The organism is Methylorubrum rhodesianum, from assembly GCF_014199985.1.
GTDB lineage: Bacteria > Pseudomonadota > Alphaproteobacteria > Rhizobiales > Beijerinckiaceae > Methylobacterium > Methylobacterium rhodesianum.
On sequence record NZ_JACHOS010000020.1, the window covers coordinates 38,183 to 62,892 of the forward strand.

General features: G+C 71.7%; 23 protein-coding genes. 10 read left to right on the forward strand and 13 right to left on the reverse strand.

Annotated elements, in window-relative coordinates; translation table 11 throughout:
- Window positions 1-31: 31 nt before the first annotated feature.
- Both HNR01_RS23295 and HNR01_RS23300 read right to left on the reverse strand, forming a co-directional pair.
- Window positions 32-469, reverse strand: a complete 438-nt coding sequence (locus HNR01_RS23295) for a GlcG/HbpS family heme-binding protein (RefSeq protein WP_026105424.1) — start codon at window positions 467-469, stop codon at window positions 32-34.
- Window positions 470-538: 69 nt separating this feature from the next.
- Window positions 539-991, reverse strand: coding sequence for an OsmC family protein (locus HNR01_RS23300; RefSeq protein WP_017483848.1), 453 nt, complete (start codon window positions 989-991; stop codon window positions 539-541).
- A 134-nt stretch (window positions 992-1,125) separates the two neighbouring features.
- Between HNR01_RS23300 and HNR01_RS23305 the strand changes: the two genes are divergently transcribed.
- The gene (locus tag HNR01_RS23305; protein WP_183670159.1) at window positions 1,126-1,842 is read left to right on the forward strand and encodes a dihydrofolate reductase family protein; all 717 of its coding nucleotides are present in this window, start codon (window positions 1,126-1,128) and stop codon (window positions 1,840-1,842) included.
- Here the strand turns inward: HNR01_RS23305 and HNR01_RS23310 are convergent.
- Window positions 1,818-2,852 carry an alpha/beta hydrolase gene (locus tag HNR01_RS23310; RefSeq protein ID WP_183670161.1) on the reverse strand — a complete coding sequence of 345 codons (1,035 nt, stop codon included), beginning with the start codon at window positions 2,850-2,852 and terminating at the stop codon, window positions 1,818-1,820. The two genes, HNR01_RS23305 and HNR01_RS23310, sit on opposite strands and share 25 nt — an antisense overlap.
- Before the next feature lie 441 nt (window positions 2,853-3,293).
- Here HNR01_RS23310 and HNR01_RS23315 point away from each other — a divergent pair, with 441 nt between their 5' ends.
- A complete protein-coding gene (locus HNR01_RS23315) occupies window positions 3,294-3,449 on the forward strand; it encodes a hypothetical protein (protein WP_183670163.1) in 156 nt (51 codons plus the stop codon).
- Between the two features lie 27 nt (window positions 3,450-3,476).
- Here HNR01_RS23315 and HNR01_RS23320 read toward each other — a convergent pair whose 3' ends face one another.
- Complete coding sequence (locus tag HNR01_RS23320; protein ID WP_017483852.1) at window positions 3,477-5,342, reverse strand: ABC-F family ATP-binding cassette domain-containing protein; 1,866 nt, start codon at window positions 5,340-5,342, stop codon at window positions 3,477-3,479.
- A gap of 169 nt (window positions 5,343-5,511) precedes the next feature.
- Here HNR01_RS23320 and HNR01_RS23325 point away from each other — a divergent pair, with 169 nt between their 5' ends.
- Window positions 5,512-6,753, forward strand: coding sequence for an acyl-CoA dehydrogenase family protein (locus HNR01_RS23325; protein ID WP_017483853.1), 1,242 nt, complete (start codon window positions 5,512-5,514; stop codon window positions 6,751-6,753).
- 110 nt (window positions 6,754-6,863) lie between these two features.
- Window positions 6,864-8,843 (forward strand): DNA mismatch repair endonuclease MutL, encoded by a 1,980-nt coding sequence (mutL, locus tag HNR01_RS23330; RefSeq protein ID WP_183670165.1) that lies wholly within the window; start codon window positions 6,864-6,866, stop codon window positions 8,841-8,843.
- 30 nt (window positions 8,844-8,873) lie between these two features.
- On the opposite strand, the gene HNR01_RS23335 is transcribed toward mutL, so the two are convergent.
- The 4 genes from HNR01_RS23335 to HNR01_RS23350 all read right to left on the reverse strand — a co-directional run bounded on the left by HNR01_RS23335 (window position 8,874) and on the right by HNR01_RS23350 (window position 11,039).
- Entirely contained in the window at window positions 8,874-9,377 is a 504-nt protein-coding gene (locus HNR01_RS23335; protein ID WP_051061576.1) for a hypothetical protein, read from the reverse strand.
- Between the two features lie 111 nt (window positions 9,378-9,488).
- Window positions 9,489-9,977, reverse strand: a complete 489-nt coding sequence (locus tag HNR01_RS23340; protein ID WP_183670167.1) for an Hsp20 family protein — start codon at window positions 9,975-9,977, stop codon at window positions 9,489-9,491.
- A gap of 230 nt (window positions 9,978-10,207) precedes the next feature.
- Window positions 10,208-10,858 (reverse strand): protein-L-isoaspartate(D-aspartate) O-methyltransferase, encoded by a 651-nt coding sequence (locus HNR01_RS23345; protein WP_309236161.1) that lies wholly within the window; start codon window positions 10,856-10,858, stop codon window positions 10,208-10,210.
- A gap of 4 nt (window positions 10,859-10,862) precedes the next feature.
- Entirely contained in the window at window positions 10,863-11,039 is a 177-nt protein-coding gene (locus tag HNR01_RS23350) for a hypothetical protein (protein ID WP_183670171.1), read from the reverse strand.
- A 116-nt stretch (window positions 11,040-11,155) separates the two neighbouring features.
- Between HNR01_RS23350 and HNR01_RS23355 the strand changes: the two genes are divergently transcribed.
- Both HNR01_RS23355 and HNR01_RS23360 read left to right on the forward strand, forming a co-directional pair.
- The gene (locus HNR01_RS23355; RefSeq protein ID WP_017483859.1) at window positions 11,156-11,482 is read left to right on the forward strand and encodes a cupin domain-containing protein; all 327 of its coding nucleotides are present in this window, start codon (window positions 11,156-11,158) and stop codon (window positions 11,480-11,482) included.
- 117 nt (window positions 11,483-11,599) lie between these two features.
- Window positions 11,600-13,828 (forward strand): glycosyltransferase family 2 protein, encoded by a 2,229-nt coding sequence (locus tag HNR01_RS23360; protein WP_183670173.1) that lies wholly within the window; start codon window positions 11,600-11,602, stop codon window positions 13,826-13,828.
- A 90-nt stretch (window positions 13,829-13,918) separates the two neighbouring features.
- Here HNR01_RS23360 and HNR01_RS23365 read toward each other — a convergent pair whose 3' ends face one another.
- Window positions 13,919-17,128, reverse strand: coding sequence for a PAS domain S-box protein (locus HNR01_RS23365; protein ID WP_183670232.1), 3,210 nt, complete (start codon window positions 17,126-17,128; stop codon window positions 13,919-13,921).
- Between the two features lie 524 nt (window positions 17,129-17,652).
- Here HNR01_RS23365 and HNR01_RS23370 point away from each other — a divergent pair.
- Complete coding sequence (locus HNR01_RS23370; protein WP_183670175.1) at window positions 17,653-18,249, forward strand: pyridoxamine 5'-phosphate oxidase family protein; 597 nt, start codon at window positions 17,653-17,655, stop codon at window positions 18,247-18,249.
- A gap of 123 nt (window positions 18,250-18,372) precedes the next feature.
- Here the strand turns inward: HNR01_RS23370 and HNR01_RS23375 are convergent, their stop codons facing one another.
- From HNR01_RS23375 to HNR01_RS23385, 3 genes are all read right to left on the reverse strand, one after another.
- The gene (locus HNR01_RS23375) at window positions 18,373-18,840 is read right to left on the reverse strand and encodes a GFA family protein (protein WP_183670177.1); all 468 of its coding nucleotides are present in this window, start codon (window positions 18,838-18,840) and stop codon (window positions 18,373-18,375) included.
- Between the two features lie 213 nt (window positions 18,841-19,053).
- Window positions 19,054-20,241 carry a cystathionine beta-lyase gene (gene metC, locus HNR01_RS23380; RefSeq protein ID WP_183670179.1) on the reverse strand — a complete coding sequence of 396 codons (1,188 nt, stop codon included), beginning with the start codon at window positions 20,239-20,241 and terminating at the stop codon, window positions 19,054-19,056.
- An 81-nt stretch (window positions 20,242-20,322) separates the two neighbouring features.
- Window positions 20,323-20,487 carry a ribosome modulation factor gene (locus HNR01_RS23385; protein ID WP_017483866.1) on the reverse strand — a complete coding sequence of 55 codons (165 nt, stop codon included), beginning with the start codon at window positions 20,485-20,487 and terminating at the stop codon, window positions 20,323-20,325.
- A gap of 219 nt (window positions 20,488-20,706) precedes the next feature.
- On the opposite strand from HNR01_RS23385, the gene HNR01_RS23390 reads away from it, so the two are divergent.
- Genes HNR01_RS23390 through HNR01_RS23400 form a run of 3 tightly spaced genes read left to right on the forward strand, consistent with a single transcriptional unit; the run spans window position 20,707 to window position 22,925 of the window.
- Window positions 20,707-20,997, forward strand: coding sequence for a hypothetical protein (locus tag HNR01_RS23390; protein ID WP_017483867.1), 291 nt, complete (start codon window positions 20,707-20,709; stop codon window positions 20,995-20,997).
- Between the two features lie 57 nt (window positions 20,998-21,054).
- The gene (gene rarD, locus HNR01_RS23395) at window positions 21,055-21,927 is read left to right on the forward strand and encodes an EamA family transporter RarD (RefSeq protein ID WP_183670180.1); all 873 of its coding nucleotides are present in this window, start codon (window positions 21,055-21,057) and stop codon (window positions 21,925-21,927) included.
- Window positions 21,924-22,925, forward strand: a complete 1,002-nt coding sequence (locus HNR01_RS23400; protein WP_183670182.1) for a P1 family peptidase — start codon at window positions 21,924-21,926, stop codon at window positions 22,923-22,925. The genes rarD and HNR01_RS23400 overlap by 4 nt, the downstream gene beginning before the upstream one ends.
- Before the next feature lie 108 nt (window positions 22,926-23,033).
- On the opposite strand, the gene HNR01_RS23405 is transcribed toward HNR01_RS23400, so the two are convergent.
- A complete protein-coding gene (locus HNR01_RS23405; protein ID WP_183670184.1) occupies window positions 23,034-24,707 on the reverse strand; it encodes an electron transfer flavoprotein-ubiquinone oxidoreductase in 1,674 nt (557 codons plus the stop codon).
- Window positions 24,708-24,710: the final 3 nt, after the last annotated feature.

A 24,710-nucleotide genomic window follows, 5' to 3' on the forward strand; every position in this document is an offset into this window, starting at 1 on the left:
CCTTCAGCCTCCCGATGCATCCCCGTCTCTCTCAGGCCCCGGTATCCCCCTTCAGCCCCGCCGCCTCGATGCCGGCCAGCGCGCAGATCTCGTCGTTGTCGGACGTGTCGCCGGAGACGCCGACCGCGCCGAGCAGGCGGCCGGCGGAATCGCGGATCAGCACGCCGCCGGGCACCGGCACGAGCGCATCCGGACCGACGAGGTGGCTCACGGCGGCCACGAAATGCGGCTGCTCCTCGGCGCGCTTGGCGATGGCCCGCGAGCCGAGGCCGAGCGCCAGCGCGCCGTTGGCCTTGCCACGGGCCACTTCGGCACGGCGCAGGGAGGTGCCGTCCTCGGCGGCCAGGCATTTGAGGGCGCCGCGGGCGTCGTAGACCACCACCGCCAGGGGCTTCAGGTTGCGTTCGCGGGCGGTCTTGAGGGCGGTCGCCACGAGGGTCTGGGCGGCGGCGAGCGTCAGGTCGGTCATCCGGATGTCCTCGAAGGATCGTGTCCGCGAGGACATGCACCGGCGGAGGCGGTTTCGCCAAGCGGGGTATCAGGCGACCGTCACCTCGGTCCGCACCGAATTGGCGATGAAGCAGGTCTCGTGCGCCTCCTCATGCAGGGCGGCGAGCCGTTCCGCGTCGGGGGCCGCACCGGTCCACTCGACGCGCGGATGCAGCACCACCCGCGTCACCGCGTGCCGGCCGGGGGCGATTTCCTCCATGCTGCCCTCGGCGTGGTCGCGGTAGGCCCGCGCGACGAAGCCGGCGAGCCTGGCGACGTGGAGGAAGCTCAGCATGTGGCAGGAGGAGAGCGCCGCCACCAGCATCTCCTCGGGATCGACCGCCGCCGCCACCGCCCACTTGCCGACGACGTGGGGCGAGGCTGAGCCCGCGAGTTCGACGCCGCCGTCGAAGCGCAACGTGTGGCCGCGGCTGTAGCGTCCGGCGGCGAAATCCTCGCCCGCCGCGAGCGCCCAGCGGATATCGGCGGTGTAGCTCGCCATCGCCCCTCTCCCCCTCGTCGAGGCGGAGAGCCTAACCGCACGGCGGCACCCGGCAAGGGCAGCCGGCCCTGGCCGGCGGGCGAGGGCGGTCTAGTTCCGGCCTCCGATCCACAACAGCAGGATGACCCGCCGCCATGGCCGACAGCTCGGAGCGCCCTTACGTCCTGTGCCACATGACCACCTCGGTCGATGGGCGCATCAAGGTCCGGCGCTGGACCACCATCGACGCGGATTCGCACTACGAGGACGTCCACAGGCGGCTCAAGGGCGACGCCTGGATGTGCGGGCGCATCACCATGCAGGGCTACGCCGACAGCGCGAAGCCCCTGGCCAGCGCGCCGCCCGAGGAGCCGGTGTCGCGCGAGGATCACGTCGCCCGCACCGACGCGCCCGGTTTCGCGGTGGCGCTCGATGCCCGCGGCGCCCTGGATTGGGGCGCGCGCAACGAGATCGAGGGCGATCACGTCATCGTGCTCACCACCGGACAGGTGTCCGACGACCGCCTGCGCCGCCTGAAGGCGGGCGGCCAGTCCTACATCCTGGCCGGCGAGCGGGAGGTCGATTTCGCCCAGGCGCTGGCCAAGCTCAAGCGCCTGTTCGGGATCGAGCGGCTGCTGGTCGAGGGCGGCGGGCGCATCAACGGCTCGATGCTCAAGGCCGGGCTCGTGGACGAACTCAGCCTGCTGCTCGCCCCCGCCGTCGACGGCGTGATCGGCACGCCGGCCCTGTTCGACATCGAGGGCGGAGAGGAAGAGTCCATGGGCTCGCGCCGCCGCCTCACCCGCACCGCCTGCGAGCCGTTCGACGACGGCACCGTCTGGCTGCACTACCGGATCGAAGCGGCCGGCTGATCCCGCTGCGGGCGGTGGGCGGCGAGAAAGACGTCGTAGGCGCCTGTCACCGCCGCCCGGTCCTCGAAATGCGGGAAGGCGCCGGTGGGCAGCCGCAGGATCGTCCAGTTCGGGCGGCCCGCCACCTCGCCGACGTAGCGGTAATCGACGAAGTCGCCCCGCGCCCCGTGGACCATGAAGACGGGCAGGCGCAACGCCTCGTAGACCCGCGTGGTGTCGTCGGGGAACAGGTAGCCGGAGAGGAACGAGAACGGCGCGTGCTCGGCCCCCGGCTGATGCGCCGAGAGCTGGTCGTAGGCGAACAGGCCCTCGTCGATGTCGCGGCTGCCCCAGGTCTTCTCCAGGAAGAAGCGCATGCTCGGGCCGCTCACCAGCGCGTCGAAGAGCGGGCGGCCCCAGAGCGGGAAGGCGGCGAGCCCGCGCGCCAGCGGGTTGCCGCGGTTGGCGTCTTTCGGTCCGCGGCCCGACAGCCGGGCGTCGAAGCCGGTCGGGCTGATGAGGCCGAGGCTGGCGAACAGGTCCGGCCGCTCCAGCGCGGCGCCGGCGAGATAGGCGCAAGGCAGCGAGAGCGCGATGGCGTCGAGGCCTGCGCCGCCGTGGCGGCCGGCGATCTCGGCCGCCGCGTCGAGGATGGCGTCGGTCATCAGCCGGGGCGTGTAGATCCGGTCCGCCCGCTCGGAGAAGCCGAAGCCCGGCAGCTCCAGCGCGTAGACCGGGCGGCTGTTCCGGTAGTGCTCGTAGAGCGGCTTGACCTCGTAGGCGTTGGCCGCCGCGTTGATCGAGTGGATCAGCAGCAAGGGCCGTCCGCCCTGGGCATCCGAGGCGTAGAGGTTCACCCGTCCGGCGCGCGTGCGCAGGCTGCTCCGCCGGCCCGGCAGGGCCGGGGGCAGGGGGCCGGCCCGGTTCAGCCCGAGATGGCTCCAGGCGATCCAGGCGCCAGCCGCGGCCAGCGGCAGCAGCGCGAGGGCCTTGCCGCTCCGACGGGTTCCGGGATGGCTCGTGCCGCGCATGGTTCCTCCGTTCTGGCCTCGCGTCGGACAACGCGGAGCGGAGGCCGGCGTTGCCGGTGCCCTTCCGCCTGCCACCCACGGTTCACGCCGCTCCGGCTTCCCGTTAAGCCTGTGGCGCCGCGGAAGGGGAAAGGAAGCGGATGCAGGATCGGAAACCGGAGCGCCGCGTCCTCGCGGTCGCCGCCCTCCTGACGGGCCTCGGGATGGCGGCGCTGCCGACCACGGGGATGGCGATCCTGATGCCGTGGCTGATGCAGCAGGGCGCGATCCCGGCCAGCACGGCCGCGCTGATCCAGGCGGGCCACACCTACGGCCTCGTCCTGGGGGCGCTGCCGATGGCGGCGCTCGCCGCGCGCCTCGGGCCGCGCCGGGGCTTCCTCGCCGCCCTCCTCGCCCTTGCCGGGCTCGTTCCCGCCGCTTCCCTGCCGCTCGACCTCACTCGTGCAGCTCCCGGCCCTGTTCCTTGCGGAGGGCGCGAACTCCGCGGGAATCCGGTTCGGCCTCGCGGCGGGAGCGGCGCTGGTCGCGGCCCTGCTCTGCCGGTCCGGCGCGGCGACCGGGCGGCGCAGCGGACGCCTTTCCCAGGAGCCGGCCTGAACCCAGTGAATCAGGCACGCTGCGGCCTCAGGCCGCCGCCTCGATCTCGCCGCTCACCTCCAGCCACTCCTCCTCGGCCTTGGCCAAAGCCTCGGCCGCCTCGGCGCGCATGCGGGCGAGGTCGCCGGCCTTGGCCGCGTCCTTGAGGAAGGCGGTGCCGTCGGCGAGCGCCGCATCGATCTTCTCGATCGCGCCCGAGAGCTTGGCCATGCGCGCCTCGATGGCGTCGAGGCGCTTCTTGAGGGGGGCGAGCGCCGCGCGGCGCTCCACCGCCGATCGGCGGGCCTCGGCCTTCTGGCCGCCGGTGCCCTCGCTTGAAGTGTCCGCCCGCTCCGGACCGGCGAGCACGAGGCGGCGGTAATCGTCCATGTCGCCGTCGAAGGTCTTCACCGAGCCGTTGCCGACGATCCAGAGCCGGTCGGCGCAGGCCTCGATCAGGAAGCGGTCGTGGCTGACGAGGATCACCGCCCCCTCGTAGTCGTTGATCGCCTCGACCAGTGCCTGCCGGCTCTCAATGTCGAGGTGGTTGGTCGGCTCGTCGAGGATCAGCAGATGCGGGCCGTCGAAGGCGGCGAGCCCCATCAGCAGCCGCGCCTTCTCGCCGCCCGAGAGCTTTTCCACCGGCGTGTCCGCCTTCGAGGCGGGAAAGCCGAGGCGGGCGGCGGCCGAGCGCACCTTCGCCTCCGGCGCGTCGGGCATGCGGTCACGCACATGCGCCACCGCGCTCTCGGCGGGGCGCAGTTCGTCGAGCTGGTGCTGGGCGAAATAGGCGACCTCCATCTTGGAGGAGCGCTTCAGCTCGCCCGCCAAGGGGGGGAGCCGTCCGCCGATCAGCTTGCAGAAGGTCGACTTGCCGTTGCCATTGGCGCCGAGCAGCGCCACCCGGTCGTCGGGGGCGAGCGAGAGATTGAGCCCCGAGAGCACGATCCGCTCGCCGTAGCCGGCGCTCACCCGCTCCATGGCGACGATCGGCGGCGAGAGCGGCTTTTCCGGGCTCGGCAGGTGGATCACCGGCGCCTCGTCCTCGAGGAGGGCGGCGATCGGCTCCATCTTGGCGAGCCGCTTCATCCGCGACTGCGCCTGGCGCGCCTTGGTCGCCTTGGCCTTGAAGCGGTCGATGAAGCTCTGGAGATGGGCCCGCTCAACGTCCTGCTTGGCTTTCGCCTTGGCCTGGAGCACCCGCTTCTCGGAGAGCTGGCGCGAGAAGCTGGTGAAGCCGCCGCGGTAGATCGTCAGCTTGCCGCGGTCGAGGTGGAGGATGTGGTCCACGCTCGTGTCGAGCAGTTCCCGGTCGTGGCTGATGATGATCGCCGTGCGCGGGTACTTCTCGAGGTAGTCGTAGAGCCAGAGCGTGCCCTCGATGTCGAGGTAGTTGGTGGGCTCGTCGAGGAGCAGCAGGTCCGGCTCGGAGAACAGCACCGCGGCGAGCGCCACCCGCATGCGCCAGCCGCCGGAGAACGCGGAGCAGGGCCGCGCCTGCGCCGCCGCGTCGAAGCCCAGCCCGTGCAGGATCGCCGCCGCGCGGGCCGGGGCCGAGTGCGCCCCGATATCGACGAGCCGCGTCTCGATCTCGGCGCGGCGCAGGCCGTCGGCGTCCTCCGCCTCCCGCATCAGGCGGGTGCGCTCGAGGTCGGCGGCGAGCACGACCTCGTGCAGGGTCTCGGGGCCGGCGGGCGCTTCCTGGGCCACCGCGCCGATGCGCATGCCCTTCGGCAGCGAGACCGCGCCGGCATCGGTCGGCAATTCGCCGAGGATCGCCCGGAACAGGGTGGTCTTGCCCGCCCCGTTGCGGCCGACCAGACCGACGCGGGCCCGGTCGGGGATCGCGAAGGTCGCGGAATCGAGGATGACCCGCTCGCCGATGCGGTAGGTGAGATCGTTGACGCGCAGCATGAGCGGCGTTCTGGGGGCGGGCGCCGACAAGCGCAAGGGAGACAAGCGCAGGGGAGTCGATCGCAAGGGAGTCGATCGCGAGGGAGTCGATGCGCCAGCGCTCGGCGCGAACGTTTTGCCAGCTTGAGCGTTCGGCTCGCAGAACAACGATAGGATCCGCGGAGGAACCATGGCCAAACCGGACGCCCCGCAGCCGGACTTCAAGGCGCCGCGCCCGCCGGAGCTGCTCTCCCCCTGGCGGACGGACGCCCGCGCCGCGCTCCAGGAGGAAGCCCGCGCCTTTGCCCGCGACGTGATCCTTCCCCTCGCCGACGAGCTCGACCCGCGCAAAGGCGAGATGCCCCGCTCGCTGATCGACCAGATGGCCGCGAAGGGCTGGTTCGGCATCACCATTCCCGCCGAGTATGGCGGGATGGGGCTGGGCGTGTTCGAGTACTGCCTCGTCTCCGAGGAACTCGCCCGCGCCTGGCTCTCCACCGGCTCGATCCTCGCCCGCGGCCAGGGCCTCGGCACGCAGACGCTCGACGACGAACGCCGCCGGGCACTGCTCGCCAAGTCGGCCAAGGGCCAGTGGATCGGCTCGATCGCGCTGTCCGAGCCGACCGCCGGCTCGGATCTGGCCGGGGTGCAGACGCGGGCCGTGCGCGAGGGCGACGAATGGGTGCTGACCGGCACCAAGCGCTGGGCCGGCTTCGCGAAAGGCGCCGACTTCGTCGAAGTCCTGGCCCGCGTGCGCGATCCCGAGCCCGGCGAGCCGCGCTCGGCGGGGCTCGAGCCCTTTCTCGTCGTCAAGGAGCCCGGCACCTTTCCCCAGGGCATGACCGGCACGGTCATCGACAAGATCGGGTATCACGGCTTCCTCACCTTCGAGCTGACCCTCGACGGCGTGCGGGTGCCCGAGCGCGACCGGCTCACCGGCCTCTACGGCGACGAGGGGGCGGACGCGGATTCCGGCGGTTTCGCCGCGGTCCAGCGCGGCCTCAACATCGCCCGCGTCCACACCGCCGCCCGCGCGGTCGGCGTGGCGCGGGCGGCGGTGGAGGATTGCACCGCCTACCTCCAGGAGCGCGAGCAGTTCGGTCAGCCGATCGGCCAGTTCCAGGCCCTGCGCTTCGCGCTCGCCGACATGGCGGCGGAGGTGGCGCAGGCCCGCGCCTACTGGCAGCAGGTCGCCCACCTGCTCGACGAGGGCCTGCCCGCCGAGAGCGAATCGGCGGCGGTGAAGCTTCTGGCCACCGAGATGGCAGTGCGGGTGACGAACCAGGCGATGCAGCTCCACGGCGGCAACGGCTACACCACCGAGCGGCGGATCGAGCGCTACTGGCGCGACGCCCGCCTCACCACGATCTTCGAGGGCACCAGCGAGATCCAGCGCCGCATCATCAGCGACCGGATGCTGCCGCGAGGCTGAGTCCGCAAGGCTGAGACCGCGCGGGTGAGACGAGAAGCGAGACGAGGTGTGAGGATAGCGGGGGCCGCTTGCTATGAGGCGGTCCCCGGACCTCCTATATTTCGCGGACCATGTCCGCTGCCCCCGATGTCCGCGATCCACCGCGTGCCGCCGTCCGCCGCCTCGACCCGATCCTGGTCGATCGCATCGCCGCAGGCGAGGTGGTCGAGCGGCCGGCCTCCGCGGTCAAGGAGTTGGTGGAGAACGCCGTCGATGCCGGCGCCCGCAGCATCGAGGTGGCGATCGAGGGTGGCGGGCGGCGCCTGATCCGCGTCGTCGACGACGGGATCGGCATGGGGGCGGAGGATCTGGCGCTCGCCGTCGAGCGCCACGCCACCTCGAAGCTCCCCGACGGCGACCTCACCCGGATCGGCTCGCTCGGCTTTCGCGGCGAGGCCCTGCCCTCGATCGGCGCGGTCTCGCGGCTCGTCATCACCTCGCGCACCGCCGATGGCGAGGGGGTGAGCCTGACGATCGATTCCGGCCTCAAGGGCCCGGTGCGGCCGGCGCCCGCGACGCGGGGCACCCGGATCGAGGTGACCGAGCTCTTCGCCGCGACCCCGGCCCGGCTGAAATTCCTGAAATCCGACCGGGCCGAGACGGCGGCGGTCTCCGAGATCCTGCGTCGGCTCGCGGTGGCGCAGCCGCAGATCCGCTTCACGCTCCGCACCGAGAGCGGCAGCCCGATCGTGTTTCCCGCCGAGAGCGAGCCGGGCCCGGCCGCGCTGCTGCGCCGGCTCGGCGCGGTGCTGGGGCCGGACTTTCCCGGGAATTCCGTGCCCGTCGACATGGCCCGCGAGGGTTTCGCGCTCGCCGGCCATGTCGGCCTGCCGACCTTCCACCGCGGGGCGGCGAACCATATCCACTTCGTCGTCAACGGGCGCCCGGTGCGCGACCGGCTGCTGCTCGGCGCCGTCCGGGGCGCCTACGCCGATACGATGAGCTCCGACCGCCATCCGGTCCTGGCGCTCGCGCTCACCTGCGATCCCGCCCTCGTCGACGTGAACGTGCATCCGGCCAAGACCGAGCTGCGCTTCCGCGAGCCGGGGCTGGTGCGGGCGCTGATCGTCAGCGCGATCCACGAGGCCCTGCGCCGGGCCGGCGCGCGCTCCGCCAGCACGGGCACCCAGGCCGCCCTCGATGCCCTGCGCGCCGGCGGCGGGGGTTTCCAGCCGACGGGATCCGGCGGCGGGTTCGCCGTGCATACCGGCCTCTCCGCCGCGAGCCCGCTCATGCCCCGCCCGGCGAGCCGCCTGTTCTCCGGGCCCTCGGTGGCGGCGCCCGCGGGCTACCGCCCGGCCCCGCGCCCGGCGTCTCAAGCCGGACATCCGGGCTTCGCCGAGACGCCGCAGGCGCTGTTCTCCGCCGATCTCGCCCCGCCGGGCGCCGACCTTCGGCCCGAGCCGGAGACGCTCCCGGAGGCCGAGACCGCGCCCGAGACCTATCCGCTCGGTGCCGCCCGGGCGCAGATCCACGAGACCTACATCGTCGCCCAGACCCGCGACGGGATCGTGCTGGTCGATCAGCACGCCGCCCACGAGCGGCTGGTCTACGAGCGGCTGAAGCGGGAGCGGGCCGGCGGCGGCGTGCTCGCCCAGGGCCTGCTCATCCCCGATGTGATCGAGATGGCGCCCGAGGAGGCCGACCGCCTCGTCGAGGCCGCGCCCGATCTGGAGCGGCTGGGCCTCAGCCTGGAAGCGTTCGGCCCCGGCGCGGTGCTGGTGCGGTCCGTGCCGTCGGCGCTCGCGGGCGGCTCGGTGAAGGGTCTCGTGCTCGACGTGCTCGACGCGCTCGAAGCCAGCGGCGTCGAGGAGGGCGGCCCGGCCGGGGCGGGTGATCCCGACCCGGTGAGCCGCCGCCTCGACGCGATCCTCTCGCGGATGAGCTGCCACGGCTCGATCCGCGCCGGCCGGCGCCTCAAGCCCGAGGAAATGAACGCGCTCCTGCGCGAGATGGAGGCGACGCCGCTCTCCGGCTCGTGCAATCACGGCCGCCCGACCTTCGTGACCCTGGGTCTCGCCGATATCGAGCGGCTGTTCGGACGGCGGTGACGCCCGCCCGAGGCGGGTGCCACCGGACGATCAGGCCGGGATAGGAATCGTCACGGCGGCGGCGCTCGGCGGCGTCCTCGGACGCGGCATCACCGCCGCCGGGCAGGGCGGCGGATCGTCGTCGTCGTTGCGGCGCCCGGGGCGGGGGAACCGATACAGACTCGCGAGCCGGCGCGGCCGCCGGGCCGAGGCGCGACGGATCGGAGGGGGAGCGGGCGCCGGGGACGGCCCCCGGTCGAGCGTGCCGAGCGCGGCGAGGACCGCGTCGACCGGCACCGGTTCGGCCCTGCAGCCGGTCAGGCACCGCATCGCGGGCGCGTTCTCGAGGGCGCAGGCATCGGACGCCCAGGAGGCTAGGATCGCGCGCTTGTCCGCGCGCGAGAGGAGTGGGTGAGCCAGCACCTCGCGCGGGTGGCGGAACACGTCGCCGGGGGCGACGAGCGCCTGCCACGCCTCGAACGAGGCGGCGGGCGCGTCGGCCGGGTTCATCGGGCCGGAATCGGGACGGGATGGGGTGGAACGAGGGTCGATCATCGTCACGGGTCATCTCCCTGAAAGCACGGGACTTGCGTGCGAAAAGGAAGCTGTCCCCGAAGGCGCGGGGCCTCCGGGGATGTCGGCTCGTGTGCGGTCACGCGCGAAGGGTCAGGCGGCCTCGGACCGGTCCTCGACCTGCGTTGGCGCGTTCTGAGACGGCGCGTTGTCCTGCCCCGCGGTGGCCTGCGTGCCGCCGATGGCGATCCGGCGCGGCTTGAGCGCTTCCGGCATCTCGCGCTTCAGCTCCACCGTGAGCAGTCCGTTGTTCAGGCTGGCGCCCGTGACCCGCACGTGCTGGGCGAGGTTGAACGTCTGGCGGAACGTGCGCCCGGCGATGCCCCGGTGCAGGAACTGCCGCTCGCGCTCCTCGCCCTTTCTCTGCCCCGAGACGAGGAGCGTGGTGTCGTGCTGGGTCAGCTCGATCTCGTCCTGCGCGAACCCGGCGACCGCCATGGTGATGCGGTAGGCGTCCTCGGACACCTTCTCGATGTCGTAGGGCGGCCAGGCGGCCGAGGTCTCGGGTTGGTCGAGCAGGGAAAACAGCCGGTCGAAACCGACGGTGGAACGGTACAGGGGAGCGAAGTCGAAGGTTCTCATAACCACATCCTCCTCGGAGCAACGTGATGACAAGGGCCGCCGGACACCCTTGGTCCGGCGCCCAACCCGCGAGCCCGAAAGGGCCTCGCACGCGCGTAACGCGTTCGACCGGACCGAGTTCCGACCCATTGTCAATTTTCTTGGAATTTTTCCGAAGGGGCGCAATCCGCCGCGATGCTTTCGACTCGAGGCGACGCGACGCCGCCCTGCCGGGAGGGGCCCTTCGCGCGTCACGCACCGTCGGCCCTCCCCAGGCCCCGCAGCAGCGGCACGAAGGAGACCGGGCCGAGATCGGTGCTGTCGAACCGGTCGGCCCCGCGCCGGGTCAGCCGCACCAGCGTCTGCCCGCCCGGCGGACCGACCGGGATGACGAGGCGGCCTCCGTCCGCGAGCTGACCTTTCAGCGCCTCCGGAATGGCGCGACCAGCCGCGGAAACGAGGATCGCGTCGAAGGGCGCGGCCTCCGGCCAGCCCGCCTGTCCGTCGCCGACGCGCAGATCCACCGCGAGACCGAGCGCGGCGAGCCTGTCCCGGGCGGGCTCGGCCAGGGCGCGGTGGCGCTCGATCGCGAAGACCTGAGCCCCCATCTGCGCCAGCACCGCCGCTGCGTAGCCGCAGCCGGCCCCGACCTCCAGGACCCGGTCACCGGGCCGCAGGGCGAGCGCCTCGATCATCAGGGCGGCGACGAAGGGCTGCGAGATCGTCTGCCCGGCACCGATTGGCAACGGCCCGTCGCCGTAGGCGTCCGCCGCCAAGTGGGCCGGCACGAAGGTCTCCCGCGGGACGCGCCCCATCGCGTCGAGGACGGCGGGATCGGCGATGCCGCGGGCGATCAGTTGCCTTGCGACCATCCGGGCTCGGGCCTCGGCACGATCCGGCACCGCCTCACTCCGTGTCGGCGTCGCCCGTGCTGTCGCCGGCGGACGGCCCGTCGGCAGGGGGCGGGGCAGGGGGCGGAGCAGGGGGCAGGTTCGGCGGCGGCAGGCGGCCGGGGCTCGGCGGCGTCGGCAGGCCGGCCTCCTCGTCGGCCGGCGGGAGCGGCGCGGGTTTGGTCTCTGGCATCGATCCGTCGCAAGCTGCGGCGGCGCGGGTCGCGCCGCCTTCCCTGACTCAACGCCGGGATGACCGCTCGGTGGCACGGCGCGCCACGAGGAGAACCGTGCCGGAGAATCGTGCGCATGACCGCTTGCCCGAACCTGTTTGCCGTCCTGCCGGCGCGAGGGGATGAGGAAGTCTTCGAGACCCTGCTCGCCCGCCCCGGCCTGCGGGTCGAGCGCATCGTCTCGACGGGGCAGGCGAGCCCGCCGGGCTTCTGGTACGACCAGGACGAGGACGAGTGGGTCGCGGTCCTCCAGGGCGGCGCCGAACTCCGTTTCGACGACGAACCCGCGCCGCGTCGCCTGGCGGCGGGCGATCACCTGCTGATCCCGGCGCACCGCCGGCATCGCGTCGAGGGCACGCAGAATCCGACGATCTGGCTCGCGGTTCACCTCGCGCCGCGCTAGAGCCGGATCCGACCTGACTGGGTCGGGCCGGATCCGGCTCTAGACCCTTGTTTTGACGCGCATTCTCTCGACGGTCCGGCTTCCACTTCGTCGGAATGCGCTCTAACGCCTGTCCTCATGATCGCGTGCCGCATCGAACCGAAGGGACAGGTCGAGCCGGAGGGGGAGGGCGTCTGGCGCTCCACCGGATCCGATCCGCAATTCCGACTGACCCATCCCCGCGGCGGGCGGTTGTTCCGGCTCCGGCTCGCGGGGGGGTGGGTGCGCATCCGCGCCGATCTCGAGGGGCTCGGCGCAACGAAGCCGGTGCCGCTGCTCTACGTCGATGACGGCGCGGGCTTTCGCGAGGAGGAGGCGGTCCGGCTGGAAATGCGGGAAGGGGGAGGGATCGACGACCTCGTGCGCCTGCCGCGACGGGTGCGCGGCCTGCGCCTCGATCCGCTCGCGGCGAGCGGACGGTTCCGCCTCGCGCGGGCGACGCTGGAGCCCCTCGCCGGCCCGGCCGCCGCGCTCGCCGTCGCCCGCCGGCTCCTGTCGCGGCTGCCGGAGGAGGAGCGGGGGGGCGCAGCCCTGCTCGGGCGCCTCGCGCGCCTCGCCCTGAGCCGGTCGCCCGCCGCCCTCTGGCGCGACTTCTGGGAGAGCGCCCGGCCGCGCCCGGCCGCGGCCTCCTACGCCGCCTGGATCGAGCAGGTCGAGCGCCCGGCCCGGCCCACGCCGGAGGCGATGCGGGCGGCGATCGCGGGCTTCCGGCTCCGGCCCCGCATCTCCATCGTCATGCCGGTCTACAACACGCCCAAACCCTATCTCGCGGCGGCGCTCGCCAGTATTCGCGCCCAGGCCTATCCCGACTGGGAGCTGTGCCTCACCGACGACGCCTCGACCGCCCCCCACATCGCGCCGATGCTCGACGCGCTGGCGGCGGAGGAGCCGCGCGTGCGCCTGCACCGGCGGACGCAGAACGGCCGCATCGTCGGGGCGAGCAACGACGCCCTGGCGCTCGCGACCGGCGACTGGATCACCCTGATCGACCACGACGACGTGATTCCGCCCCACGCGCTGTTCGCCTTCGTCGCCGCCCTGAACGAGGATCCGCAGATCGATTTCCTCTACTCGGACGAGGACAAGATCACGGTCCAGGGCGAGCGCTACGAGCCGTTCTTCAAGCCGGACTGGTCGCCCGAGACGCTGGAGGCCTGCATGTACACGGCCCATCTGGCGCTCTACCGGCGGGACATCGTCGCCCGGATCGGCGGGTTCCGGCCGGAATGCGAGGGCGCGCAGGATTACGACTTCGTGCTGCGCTACACCGAGCACGTCTCACGCGTGCGCCACGTGCCCCAGGTGCTCTACCACTGGCGGGCGATCCCCGGCTCGACCGCCCAGGCGATGGACAACAAGGGCTACGTGGTCGCCGCCGCCGTGCGGGCGCTGGAGGACCGGGCGCGGCGCACGGGCGGGCTGGACTTCGTGCGCCCCACCGCCTTCGCCGGCAGCTTCCACCTGCGCCGGCCGCTCAAGGAGCGGCCCGTGGTCTCGATCGTGATCCCGACCGCCGGCCGCGACAGCGAGGTGAGGGGCCGCACCGTCGATCTGCTCGCCGCCTGCCTCGCCAGCATCCGCGAGCGGAGCAGCTACGAGACCATCGAGATCGTGGCGGTCGACAACGGCGACCTGCGGCCCGCGACCGAGGAAGCGCTGCAGCGCTTCGGCGCCCGCTCCGTGACCTGGGACCAGCCCGTCTTCAACGTCGCCGCCAAGATGAATCTCGGCGCCCGCGCGGCGACCGGCGCGGTACTCGTCTTCCTCAACGACGATATCGAGATCATCAGCCCCGACTGGATCGAGGCGATGCTGGCGCTCCTGCAGATCCCCGGCGTCGGCGCGGTCGGCCCCAAGCTCCTGTTCGAGACCGGCGAGTTGCAGCATGTCGGCGTCACCGTCATCGACGCGACCCCCGACCATCCCCGCCGCTCCTATCCGCGGGAGGATCCCGGCCACTTCTTCTCGACCGCGGGCAACCGCAACTACCTCGCGGTGACGGGCGCCTGCGTGATGGTGCGCCGGACGGATTTCGAGGCGGTCGGCGGCTTCGACGAGGGCTTCGCCGTCAACTACAACGACGTCGATCTCTGCCTGCGTCTGCGCGAGCGGGGCCTGCGCAGCGTCTACTGCGCCGAAATCGAGCTGTACCATTACGAGAGCCGCAACCGGGCCCGCACCGTCGCCGCCGACGAGCAGGCCCGCTTCCGCGCTCGATGGGCGAAGGCGATTCCGAAGGATCCCTATTACAGCGAATGGTTCGAGGCGCTGCCGCCGACCTTCGAGCTCGATCCGGCGCGGTTCTGAAGCCCCGCCCGTCCTCGCGAGGCGAAGCCGAAGCGCTCCAAGGCGCGACCCTTCCGGAAAGGTCGCGCCGAAGGGACCGCGACCAGGTTCTCACCGCGCGTTGATCATCTCCTTGATGCGCGCGGCCAGCACCTCCATGACGAAGGGCTTGGTGATGACCTGCATGCCGGGCTCGAGGTGGCCGTTGCCCACCGCCGCGTTCTCGGCGTAGCCGGTGATGAACAGCACCTTGAGATCCGGGCGCAGCGCGCGGCCCGCATCGGCGACCTGCCGCCCGTTCATGCCGCCCGGAAGCCCGACATCGGTCACGAGGAGATCGATGCGCACGTCCGATTGCAGAACCTTGAGGCCGGACGGGCCGTCGGCGGCCTCGATCGCGGTGTAGCCGAGATCCTCCAGCACCTCCGTCACCAGCATCCGCACCGTCGGCTCGTCGTCGACGATCAGCACCGTCTCGCCCTGCTCGGCGCGCGGCGCGGCGGCGAGGTCGGGAGCCGGATCCGGCTCCTCCGCCGCACCGTAATGGCGCGGCAGGTAGAGGCACATCGTCGTCCCCTGGCCGACCTCCGAGTAGATCCGCACCTGCCCGCCCGACTGGCGCACGAAGCCGTAGATCATCGACAGCCCGAGCCCCGTGCCCTGGCCGATCGGCTTCGTGGTGAAGAACGGGTCGAAGGCCTTGGCGATCACGTCCGGGCTCATGCCGGTGCCGGTATCGGTCACGCAGAGCGAGAGGTACTGGCCGGGATCGAGGTCGCGCTCCCGGGCGCCGCGGTCGTCGAGCCACTTGTTGGCGGTCTCGATGGTGATGCGCCCCCCATCCGGCATGGCGTCGCGGGCGTTGATGCAGAGGTTCAGCAGCGCGTTCTCGAGCTGGCTCGGATCGACCAGCACCGACCACAGCCCACCGGCGGCCACCACTTCGAGGGTGATGGCGGGGCCGATGGTGCGGCGGAGCAACTCCTCCATGCCCATCACCAGCCGGTTCACGTCGGTGGGCTTGGGGTCGAGGGTCTGGCGGCGGGAGAAGGCGAGCAGGCGGTGGGTGAGCGCCGCCGCCCGCTTGGCCGCCCCCTGCGCGGCGTTGACGTAGCGGTCGATCTCGGTGAGCCGCCCCTGCGCGAGGCGGGTCTGGAGCAGTTCGAGCGAGCCGGTGATGCCGGTGAGCAGGTTGTTGAAGTCGTGGGCGAGGCCGCCGGTGAGCTGGCCCACCGCCTCCATCTTCTGCGACTGGCGCAGGGCTTCCTCGGTGCGCATCAGCTCGGCGGTGCGCGTCGCGACCTGCTGCTCCAGGCTGGCGTTGAAGGCCTCCAGCTGCGCCTTGGCGCGCAGCTCGTCCTCGATGTTGCGCGCCTCGATCACCGTACCGATCGGCGCGCCGCGCTCGTCGCGGATCGGGCTCGCGGTGAAGGAGACGGGGTAGAACGAGCCGTCGCGGTGGACGAAGATCTCCTGGCCCTGCTCCTGGTTGTTCTCGGGGAACGCCTGATCGATCGGGCATTCGTGGAGCGGGTAGGGGCTGCCGTCGGGCCGGGTGTGGTGGACGACGTCGTGGAGCGCGCGGCCCTGCGTCTCCTCCAGGGTGTAGCCGGTCAGCCGCTCGGCGGCGCGGTTCATGTAGGCGCAGTGCTGGCGCTCATCCATCATGAAGATGGCCTGCGTGGCGTTGTCGAGCACCGCGTCGAGGCGTCGGGTGGTCTCGACGAGACGTTCCTCGGTCGCCTTTCGCGCGGTGATGTCGATGGCGCTGCCGACGCCGCGCACGCAGCGCCCCTCCGCATCGAACACGCCGCGCCCCTTGGCCGCGATCCAGCGGACCGTGCCGTCGGCGCGGCCGATCGCGCGGAACTCCTCGTCGTAGAGGGCGCGGGTTCCGGGATCGAGCGCCGCGGCGAAGGCGGCGGTCACCCGCGCCCTGTCGTCCGGATGGATGCCGTCGGCGAAGTCGTCGAGCGTCACGTCCGCCTCGGGCGGCAGCCCGAACATCGCCTTGATCCGCGGCGGCCAGAACAGGGTGCCGGCCTGCGGATCGAAGTCCCACAGCCCGATCTCGCCGCTCTCGACGGCGAGGCGCAGGCGCTCCTCGCTCTCGGCGAGCGCCAGCTCGGCGGAGCGGCGCTCCTCGATATCGACCACCGAGCCGATATAGCCGAGGAAGCTCCCGTCGGCGGCAAAGCGCGGGCTCGCGGTATCGATCGCCCAGCGATAGGCGCCGTCGCGGCGACGCAGACGGTATTCGAGGCTGAAGCCCTCGTGCCGGGCATTCGCCCTCAGGAAGGTCTCGCCCGACCCCCCGCGGTCGTCCGGATGCACGGCCTCGAGCCAGCCGAGGCCGAGCGCTTGCGGCTCGGTCTGGCCGGTGAACTCGTACCAGCGCCGGTTGAGGTACTGGCAGGCGCCGTCCGGATCGGTGACCCACATCATCACCGGCGCGTCGTCCGCCATGGTGCGGAAGCGCGCCTCGCTCTCGGCGAGCGCCGCGTTGCCGGTGATCCGCTCGGTGACGTCCGAACCGTCGACGAACACGCCGGTGATCGTGCCGCCGGCGTCGCGCATCGGCTGGTAGACGAAATCGAGGAAGCGCCGCTCGGGCACGCCGCCGGGCACCCGCAGCAGCGTCACCGGCGCCCCGTGCGCGGTGTGGGTGCGACCGGTGGTGAACACCTCGTCGAGCAACTCGAAGAAGCCCTGACCCGCGATCTCCGGCAGGGCCGCGCGCACCGGCTTGCCGAGAATGTCGCGGTGGGCGACGAGCCCGCGATAGGCGGCGTTGGCGAAGGCGAAGACGTGGTCGGGCCCGTCGAGCACCGCGACGAAGCTCGGCGTCTGTTCGAACAGCCGGGCGAAGCGCTCGCGCTCGGCCTGCATCTGCCGGCCGGAGCGCACCGCGGCGGTGGTCTCCGAGCAGGCGCAGAACATGCCCGCCACCGTACCGTCCTCGACCCGCACCGGCGTGTAGCCGAAGGCGAAGTGGGTCTCCTCCGGGTAGCCGTTGCGGTGCATCGTGAAGGAGATGTCGTCCATATGCGTGGCCTCGCCCGCATAGGCCCGCGACAGGATCGGCTCCACCTGGTCCCAGATGTCGTGCCAGACCTCGTCGAAGGGGCGGCCGAGCGCGTGCGGGTGCCGGGCGCCGCACATCGGCGCGTAGCCGTCGTTGTAGAGCGTGATGTGCGCCTCGCCCCAGACGATCAGCATCGGTTGCTGCGAGCCCAGCATCACGCCGACGAGGGTCTTGAGCGCGGCCGGCCACGCCTCCGCAGGCCCGAGCGGCGTCGCCGCCCAATCGATCCCGCGCATCAGCGCGCCGGACTCGCCGCCGCCGGCGAGGAAGGAGGGCGTCGTGGCCGCGCGGCCCGCCTGCGGAACGGCGGACGCCGTACGGACCGGGGGGAGGGCAGAGGGGAAGGACTGGGACAAGTGGGTCAGCGCGGAGGCAGGAGTGAGGGGAGCGAGCGCAAAGCGGAGCCGTGTGTTCGAAAGCGTTCAACGCGGTGACGGGCCAGCCGTGCCATTGCCGGCCGCGCTCTTGCTGCGCTCTTGCAGGATGCGATGCAGAAGAGTGGGGAGCAGGAGTCGGGGGACCGCGCCGGGATCGTCACGGATACGTGCCATGGCGCGAACCCGCGGGCTTGCCAAGACGTTCGCTCACGACGCTCGATCCGGGCCTCCGGTCGCGCGTCGCGCTCGGACCGGTTCGAGCCGGCGGATGCCTTGCGCAGGCGCGCCGGCCGCGCCAGCATCCCGCGTCCCGCGCGGCGGGCGTGTCCCGCGACCGGACGGGCTCCCCGCCCCCCGGTCCGATCCATGCAGGAGCCCTGTCCGTGGACGCGCTGCCCTCCTTCTACGACGACCTCGACGGTTTTCGCGCGGAGGGGTGGCGCTGCCTTGCCGAGGGCGTGGAGAACCGGCGCAGCCCCTTCCACACGCCGACGCTGGCGACCGTCGACGCGGTGGGCCGCCCGCGGCTGCGCACCGTGGTGCTGCGCGCCGCCGAGACCGAGGCGGGCGCCCTACGCTTCCACTGCGACCGGCGCTCGGACAAGGCGCGGGAGATCGCGCAGAGCGGACTGGCCGCCCTCCACGTCTACGACGGCAGGGCCAAGCTTCAGCTCCGCAGCGAGGGGCGGGCGCGCCTGCACGGCGACGACGCGGTGGCCGACGCCGCCTGGGCCGGCGCGCTGGCGATGAGCCGGGTCTGCTACGGCATCAAACCCGCCCCCGGCACCGCCCTCGCGGCCGGCGACGCCTACGCCCTGCCCGGCGAGGATCCGGAGGCCCGCCTCGGCCGCGAGAACTTTTGTGCGGTGGTACTGACGGTGGAGCGGATGGACCTGCTCTATCTCGACCGGCGCGGGCACCGGCGGGCCGTCTTTTTCCGCGAGGGAGAGAGCTGGCGGGGGACATGGGTGGCACCCTGAGGGTCGGACCGACGCCGCTTCGGATGCGCGAAAGGCTGCGCACGACTCTCATCTGTCTTCACCCCCGCGTCGGCGGTCTGACCGATCAAGCGATCCCGTGGCGGACGCTTATGGCGCCGATCGTCACTCCGCCGGGATGAAGCGCAAGGTGCCGGCCCGACGCGCGGGTTTGCCGGTGTCGTTGGGATGATTGACGCCGTCCGTGACGGGCACCTCGAGGAAGTCGAACGGGCTGATTCCGTCGAGGCAAGCCACATTCACGGCATAGAGACGGGTGTCGGATCGCCGCTGGTGATGGGTGTAGATTCCGCAATGCGCGCAGAAGAAGTGCTCCGCTGACGCGGTGTTGAAGCGGTAGCGGGTCAAGGCGTCCTCGCCTTGCAGGATCCTGATCCCGCCCATCTCGACCATGGCGACGACGGCGCCTCGCATGCGGCAGTACGAGCAGGTGCAGCGGCGGACGGTGTCGAAGCCGTCACTGAGCGACGCCTCGAAACGCACTGCGCCACAGTGACATTGGCCGGTCCGAACCTTCACGTCGCCCACGATTCCTGCCGCCACTGCGTTCGAGCCCGTGACGCCTGTCGGCATCGTCCGGGCGTCCGGTGCTGCACGAAGCCCCGTAAAGAAGCCCTTCGCCGAGCGTTACACCGGTGAGCGTTCGGTGATGAGCGACGTCGGCCTCACGGCATCCGTGCGTTGAGCTCACGGATGCGAGAACGCCCGTGGTCCGGGCCGTCGGAGCAGGCGCCCTTCGCCCCCTCGGTGTCCCTCACGGGGGTCCAAGCCGGCCGGGTTCGCGCCTCACCCCACCGCCTTCATCCGCGCGAAGCCGGCCTCCAGATCCGCCTTCAGATCCTCCGGATCCTCCAGCCCGATATGGAAGCGCAGCGCCGGGCCGCCCGGCTGCCAGCGGGTGGCGGTGCGGTAGACGGTCGGGTCGAAGGGGATGACGAGGCTCTCGAAGCCGCCCCAGGAAAAGCCCATCCCGAACAGTTCGAGCCCGTCGAGGAAGGCGGCCAGAGCCTCCTCGGAGACGGGTTTGAGGATCACGCCGAACAGGCCCGAGGCGCCCGAAAAATCACGCTTCCAGATCGCGTGGCCGGGATCGTCCGGCAGCCCCGGATGCAGCACCCGCAGCACCTCGGGGCGGGCCTGGAACCACTCGGCCATGGCCAGCCCGCGGGCGCCGTGCTCGCGCAGGCGCAGGCCCATGGTGCGCAGACCCCTCAGCCCTAAAAAAATGTCCTCGGGGCCGGCGCAGGGAGCGAAATGCTCGTAGGTGCGCTTGAGCGCCGGATAGTGCTTCGCATTGGCCGAGACGAGGCCGAGGAGCAGGTCGGAGCCGCCGCTGAGATACTTGGTGCCGGCCTCCACCGCGAGATCGACGCCGCGCTCGTGCGGCGGGAACAGCAGCGGCGTCGCCCAGGTGTTGTCCATCACCACCGTGCCGCCGCGGGCATGCATCGCCTCGGCGATCGCCGGCACGTCCTGCATCTCGAAGGTCTGCGACCCCGGCGCCTCCACGAGAACCGCCCGGGTATTCGGGCGCATCAGGGCGGCGATGCCGGCGCCGATGACGGGATCGTAGTACTCGACCTCGACGCCGTAGCGCGACAGCACGCCGTCGCAGAAGATGCGGGTCGGCCGATAGGCGGAATCGGTGACCAGCAGGTGGTCGCCCGCGCTGACGCAGGCCATCAGCGCCAGCGTCAGCGCCGAGAGACCGGAGGGCGTCAGCACCGTGCCGGCGGCGCCCGCGATCTCGCTCCACGCCTCGCACAGCGCGTCCATCGTCGGCGTGCCCGACGTGCCGTAATTGTAGCGCCCGCGCCGATGCTTGATGTCGTCGTAGGTCGGGTAGAGGACCGTCGAGCCGCGATAGATCGGCGTGTTGACGAATCCGTGCTGGGCGCCCGGGTCGCGCCCGGCGAGCACGAGGCGGGTGTCGGCGCCGAAGCGGCCGCGGTCGCGGGGAGGGGTCTTGGACATCGGCCTCGGAGGGAAGAGAGCGGGCGTTGCGGCCCTTTCAGCCCTCCGAAGCCGGAAGCGTCAAGGCGGTCTCCGGCCGCCTCACTCCGCCGGGTCGTCGGCCGCCGCCTCCTCGTAGGCCTGGATCCAGGCCGCGCGGTCCTGGGAGCCCTCCGGATAGGGGCACGCCTCGATGCCCTTTCCGTAGAGGCGGGCGTTGCGGCCCTGGATGAAGGGACTGTCGCTCGCCGTCGCCTGCTCGTTCATGGTGGGATCCTTTGCAAGGTCTCTAGGCCAGTTCTCTCGGCAAGGTCTCTCGACGAGGTCTCTCGACGAGGTCTCTTGGCGAGGTTTCTTGCCGTTGTCCTGAATAGGGCCGGTCCGTGGCGGGCCCGCCCGTCCGGTTCGTTAACGACAACGGGCGCATCCTGTTTCCGGGGCCAGTGTTCACGGTCCCGCGTCGCCCGCGTATCCGAGTTCCCCATCGTGAGCATCCTGCGCGTCATTGCCTTCGGCACGGTCATCGCCTTCGGCACGCTGTCGGTGGTCCTCGTGAGTGCGGACCGCATCGCGCATCAGGCGGTCGCCGCCGCGCCGGCGCCGACGATCGCGCGGGCCGCCCCGGTCCTGCCCGATCCCGTCACGACCGGCACGGTGACGCAGGGGCCGGCGGCGCCGGAATCCGGCAGGGAGCGGATGCTGACCGGCTTCGACACCGAACGCCTGAATGCGCTCATGCGCGGCGAGACGTTTCCGGCCCCCTCCCGCAAGCGCTGACCCCGCGTCCCGTCCGGGCTACAAGCGGCGCCCCGCCACGCCGCCGACCGAGACATCGTGGGCCTGATCTACGCGCTCGCCGCCTATCTGAGCTGGGGACTCGTCGTCCCCGTGCATTTCCGGCTCCTCGACGGCATCCCGCCGGGAACGATCCTGGCCCAGCGCATCGTCTGGTCGGCGCTGCTCGTCACGGGGCTGATCGCACTGCTGCGCAAGCGGCTCGCCAATCCGTTTCCCTTGAGGCCGCGCCATGCCGGGCTGCTCGTCTCGGCCGGGCTGATCGCGATCAACTGGATGCTCTACCTCGTGGCGGTGTCGAGCGGGCACATGCTCGACGCCAGCCTGGGCTATTTCATCAACCCCCTGGTCTCGGTGGCGCTCGGCGCCCTCGTCCTCGGCGAGCGCCTGCGCCCGGTTCAGATGATCGCGGTCGCCATCGTCGTGCTCGGCGTGGTGGTCGCGGTGGCGATGGCCGGGCGCCTGCCGCTGCTCTCGCTCGGCCTCGCGGTCACCTTCGCGCTCTACGGGCTCGTGCGCAAACTCGTCGCGGTCGACGGCACCGTCGGCTTCTGCGCCGAGACCTTCCTGCTGCTCCCCGCGGCGCTGGCCTATCTCGTCTTCGCCGCCCCGCCGGTGCCCGACGACGCCCGCACCTGGGGATTGCTGGCCTTGACCGGCGTGACCACGGCGCTGCCGCTGATCTGGTTCGCCGCCGCGGCGACGCGCCTGACGCTCGCGACCCTCGGGCTGATGCAGTACATCGCGCCCTCCTGCCTGATGGGGCTCAGCACCCTGGTCTACGGCGAGACCCTGACACCGGACCGGATCGTGCTGTTCGGGCTGATCTGGCTCGCGCTTGTTCTCTACGCTTACGATGCGATCCACCATGAGCGCAGGCGGCGCGCCGCACTCGCAGGGGAGAGGCGATGATCCGGGTCAACCGCATCACCGACATTTCCGGGATTCGCGTCGGCCACGCGGAAGACGAGCGGGTCGCGAGCGGCGTCACCGCCCTCGTCTTCGACACGCCCTGCACCTGCGCGGTGGACGTGCGCGGCGGCGGCCCCGGCACCCGCGAGACCGACCTGCTCGATCCGGCCGCCACCGTGCAGGCGGTCGACGCCCTCGTCCTGTCGGGCGGCTCGGCCTTCGGGCTCGACGCGGCGGCGGGCGTGGTTGCCTACCTCAGGGAGGCCGGGCGCGGCTTCGCGGTCGGCAACGTGAGGGTGCCAATCGTGCCCGGCGCCATCCTGTTCGACCTGCTCAACGGCGGCGACAAGGCATGGGGCCGCTACCCGCCCTACCGCGACCTCGGCTACGCGGCGGCGGAGAACGCCTGCGGCGGAGCCATTCCGCTTGGCTCCGTCGGAGCCGGGTTCGGAGCGCGCACCGCCAACCTCAAGGGCGGTCTCGGCTCGGCCTCGAGCACGGTGCCGGGGCTGTCGGCGCAGGTCGGCGCGCTGGTGGCGGTCAACGCCTTCGGCCGGGTGACGATGGGGCAGGGGCCGCATTTCTGGGCCGCCCCGTTCGAGCGCGACGGCGAGTTCGGCGGCCTCGGCCTGCCGGCGCCGTTGCCCAACGACGCCCTGTCGTGGCCGCGCGCGCCTCTGCCCGGCGCCAACACCACGCTGGCCGTCGTCGCCACCGACGCGGCGCTCACCAAGGCGCAGGCCAAGCGCCTCGCCATCGCCGCCCAGGACGGCCTCGCCCGGGCGATCCACCCGGCCCACACCCCGCTCGACGGCGACGTGGTGTTCGCCGTCGCCACCGGCGCGGTGCCGCTCGGGGATGAAGTGGCCGACCTCGCCCGCCTCGGCGCGGCCGCCGCCGAGACGCTGGCGCGGGCGGTCGCCATCGGCGTCCACGCCGCGACCCGGCTGCCCTGCCTCGACCTTCCGGCGTGGCAGGACCTGTACGGCAAAGAATGAACCTGTCGGTCATCGCGGGGCGGTGCCGAAGCGGTCCAGGGCGCGACATCTCCGGATCGGTCGCCCCGCTGGGTCGCTTCGCCTTCGCTCGCGAGGATCGGGGGCGTCCTACAGGTTGGTGTAGTTCGGCCCGCCCGGCCCCTCCGGGGTGACCCAGTTGATGTTCTGATTCGGGTCCTTGATGTCGCACGTCTTGCAGTGGACGCAGTTCTGCGCGTTGATCTGGAAGCGCACGCCGTCGCTGGCCGAGGCATCCTCGACCCACTCGTAGACGCCGGCCGGGCAGTAGCGGCTGGACGGACCGCCGTAGACGTCGTGCTCGGACGCCTTCTGCAGCCCCATATCCTTCACCTTGAGGTGGGGCGGCTGGTCCTCCTCGTGGTTGGTGTTCGAGAGGTAGACCGAGGAGAGTCGGTCGAAGGTGAGCTTGCCGTCCGGCTTCGGGTAGACGATCGGCGTCACCTCGGAGAGAGGCTTCAGGCAGGCGTAATCGGGCTTGCCGTGGCCCAGCGTCCCGAACAGCGAGGCGTTGGCGATCGCATTCATCCACATGTCGAGGCCGCCCAGACCGACGCCGACCAGCGTGCCGTATTTCGACCAGAGCGGCTTGACGTTGCGCACCGGCTTGAGGTCGCGCCCGATCGGGCTGTCGCGCCAGCCCTGCTCGTAAGCCGTGAGTTCATCGCCCTGACGGCCGGCGACGAGGGCGTCGAAGATCGCGTCCGCCGCCTGGATGCCTGACAGGATCGCGTTGTGCGAGCCCTTGATCCGCGGCACGTTCACGAAGCCGGCGGAATCGCCGACGAGGCAACCGCCGGGAAAGACGAGCTTGGGCACCGACTGCCAGCCGCCCTCCATGATGGCACGCGCGCCGTAGCCGATGCGCTTGGCGCCCTCGAACACGTCACGGATCATCGGGTGGGTCTTGAAGCGCTGGAACTCCTCGAACGGCGACAGGGTCGGGTTCTCGTAGTTCAGGTGCGTGACGAAGCCGACCGAGAGCAGGTTGTCGTCGAAGTGGTAGAGCCACGAGCCGCCGCCGGCCTTGTTCGGCAGCGGCCAGCCCATCGTGTGCTGCACCAGGCCCGGCTCGAATTTATTGGGGGCGAGCTGCCAGAGCTCCTTCACCCCGAGGCCGTACTTCTGGTGATCGCTGTTGCGGTTCAGCCCGAACCTCTCGATCAGCGTCTTGGTGAGCGAGCCGCGCGCGCCCTCGCCGAACACCGTGTACTTGGCCTTGAGCTCCATGCCGCGGGTGAAGTCGTCGCGCGGCTCGCCGGTGCGGGAGATGCCGAGATCGCCCGTCGCGATGCCGGTGACCGTGCCGCGCTCGTCGTAGAGCACTTCCGAGGCCGGGAAGCCGGGATAGATCTCGACGCCGAGCCCTTCCGCCCTGGCGCCGAGCCACTTGACGGTGTTCGAGAGCGAGCCGACGAAATTACCGTGGTTCGACAGTAGTTTGGGGAAGAACAGGTTCGGCATGCTGACGCCGCTGTTCTTGGTGAGGAACAGGAACTCGTCGCGCTCCACCGCCGTCTTGAGCGGGCGCTCGGGGTCGTCGCGCCAGTCCGGCAGCAGGGTGTCGAGGCCGATCGGATCGACCACGGCGCCGGAGAGGATGTGCGCGCCGACCTCGCCGCCCTTCTCCACCACGACGACCGAGATCTCCTCGCCCTTCTCCGCGGAGAGCTGCTTGAGGCGGATCGCGGCGGCGAGGCCGGCGGGTCCCGCGCCGACGATCACCACGTCGAAATCCATGCCTTCGCGTTCGGGCAACGCCATCCT

Excerpts from the sequence above, each read along its gene's own strand:
- HNR01_RS23295 (WP_026105424.1), bottom strand. The coding sequence starts at position 469 with ATGACCGACCTGACGCTCGCCGCCGCCCAGACCCTCGTGGCGACCGCC.
- HNR01_RS23300 (WP_017483848.1), bottom strand. The coding sequence starts at position 991 with ATGGCGAGCTACACCGCCGATATCCGCTGGGCGCTCGCGGCGGGCGAG.
- HNR01_RS23305 (WP_183670159.1), top strand. The coding sequence starts at position 1,126 with ATGGCCGACAGCTCGGAGCGCCCTTACGTCCTGTGCCACATGACCACC.
- HNR01_RS23310 (WP_183670161.1), bottom strand. The coding sequence starts at position 2,852 with ATGCGCGGCACGAGCCATCCCGGAACCCGTCGGAGCGGCAAGGCCCTC.
- HNR01_RS23320 (WP_017483852.1), bottom strand. The coding sequence starts at position 5,342 with ATGCTGCGCGTCAACGATCTCACCTACCGCATCGGCGAGCGGGTCATC.
- HNR01_RS23325 (WP_017483853.1), top strand. The coding sequence starts at position 5,512 with ATGGCCAAACCGGACGCCCCGCAGCCGGACTTCAAGGCGCCGCGCCCG.
- mutL (WP_183670165.1), top strand. The coding sequence starts at position 6,864 with ATGTCCGCTGCCCCCGATGTCCGCGATCCACCGCGTGCCGCCGTCCGC.
- HNR01_RS23335 (WP_051061576.1), bottom strand. The coding sequence starts at position 9,377 with ATGATCGACCCTCGTTCCACCCCATCCCGTCCCGATTCCGGCCCGATG.
- HNR01_RS23340 (WP_183670167.1), bottom strand. The coding sequence starts at position 9,977 with ATGAGAACCTTCGACTTCGCTCCCCTGTACCGTTCCACCGTCGGTTTC.
- HNR01_RS23350 (WP_183670171.1), bottom strand. The coding sequence starts at position 11,039 with ATGCCAGAGACCAAACCCGCGCCGCTCCCGCCGGCCGACGAGGAGGCC.
- HNR01_RS23355 (WP_017483859.1), top strand. The coding sequence starts at position 11,156 with ATGACCGCTTGCCCGAACCTGTTTGCCGTCCTGCCGGCGCGAGGGGAT.
- HNR01_RS23360 (WP_183670173.1), top strand. The coding sequence starts at position 11,600 with ATGATCGCGTGCCGCATCGAACCGAAGGGACAGGTCGAGCCGGAGGGG.
- HNR01_RS23365 (WP_183670232.1), bottom strand. The coding sequence starts at position 17,128 with ATGCGCGGGATCGATTGGGCGGCGACGCCGCTCGGGCCTGCGGAGGCG.
- HNR01_RS23375 (WP_183670177.1), bottom strand. The coding sequence starts at position 18,840 with ATGCCGACAGGCGTCACGGGCTCGAACGCAGTGGCGGCAGGAATCGTG.
- metC (WP_183670179.1), bottom strand. The coding sequence starts at position 20,241 with ATGTCCAAGACCCCTCCCCGCGACCGCGGCCGCTTCGGCGCCGACACC.
- HNR01_RS23385 (WP_017483866.1), bottom strand. The coding sequence starts at position 20,487 with ATGAACGAGCAGGCGACGGCGAGCGACAGTCCCTTCATCCAGGGCCGC.
- HNR01_RS23400 (WP_183670182.1), top strand. The coding sequence starts at position 21,924 with ATGATCCGGGTCAACCGCATCACCGACATTTCCGGGATTCGCGTCGGC.
- HNR01_RS23405 (WP_183670184.1), bottom strand. The coding sequence starts at position 24,707 with ATGGCGTTGCCCGAACGCGAAGGCATGGATTTCGACGTGGTGATCGTC.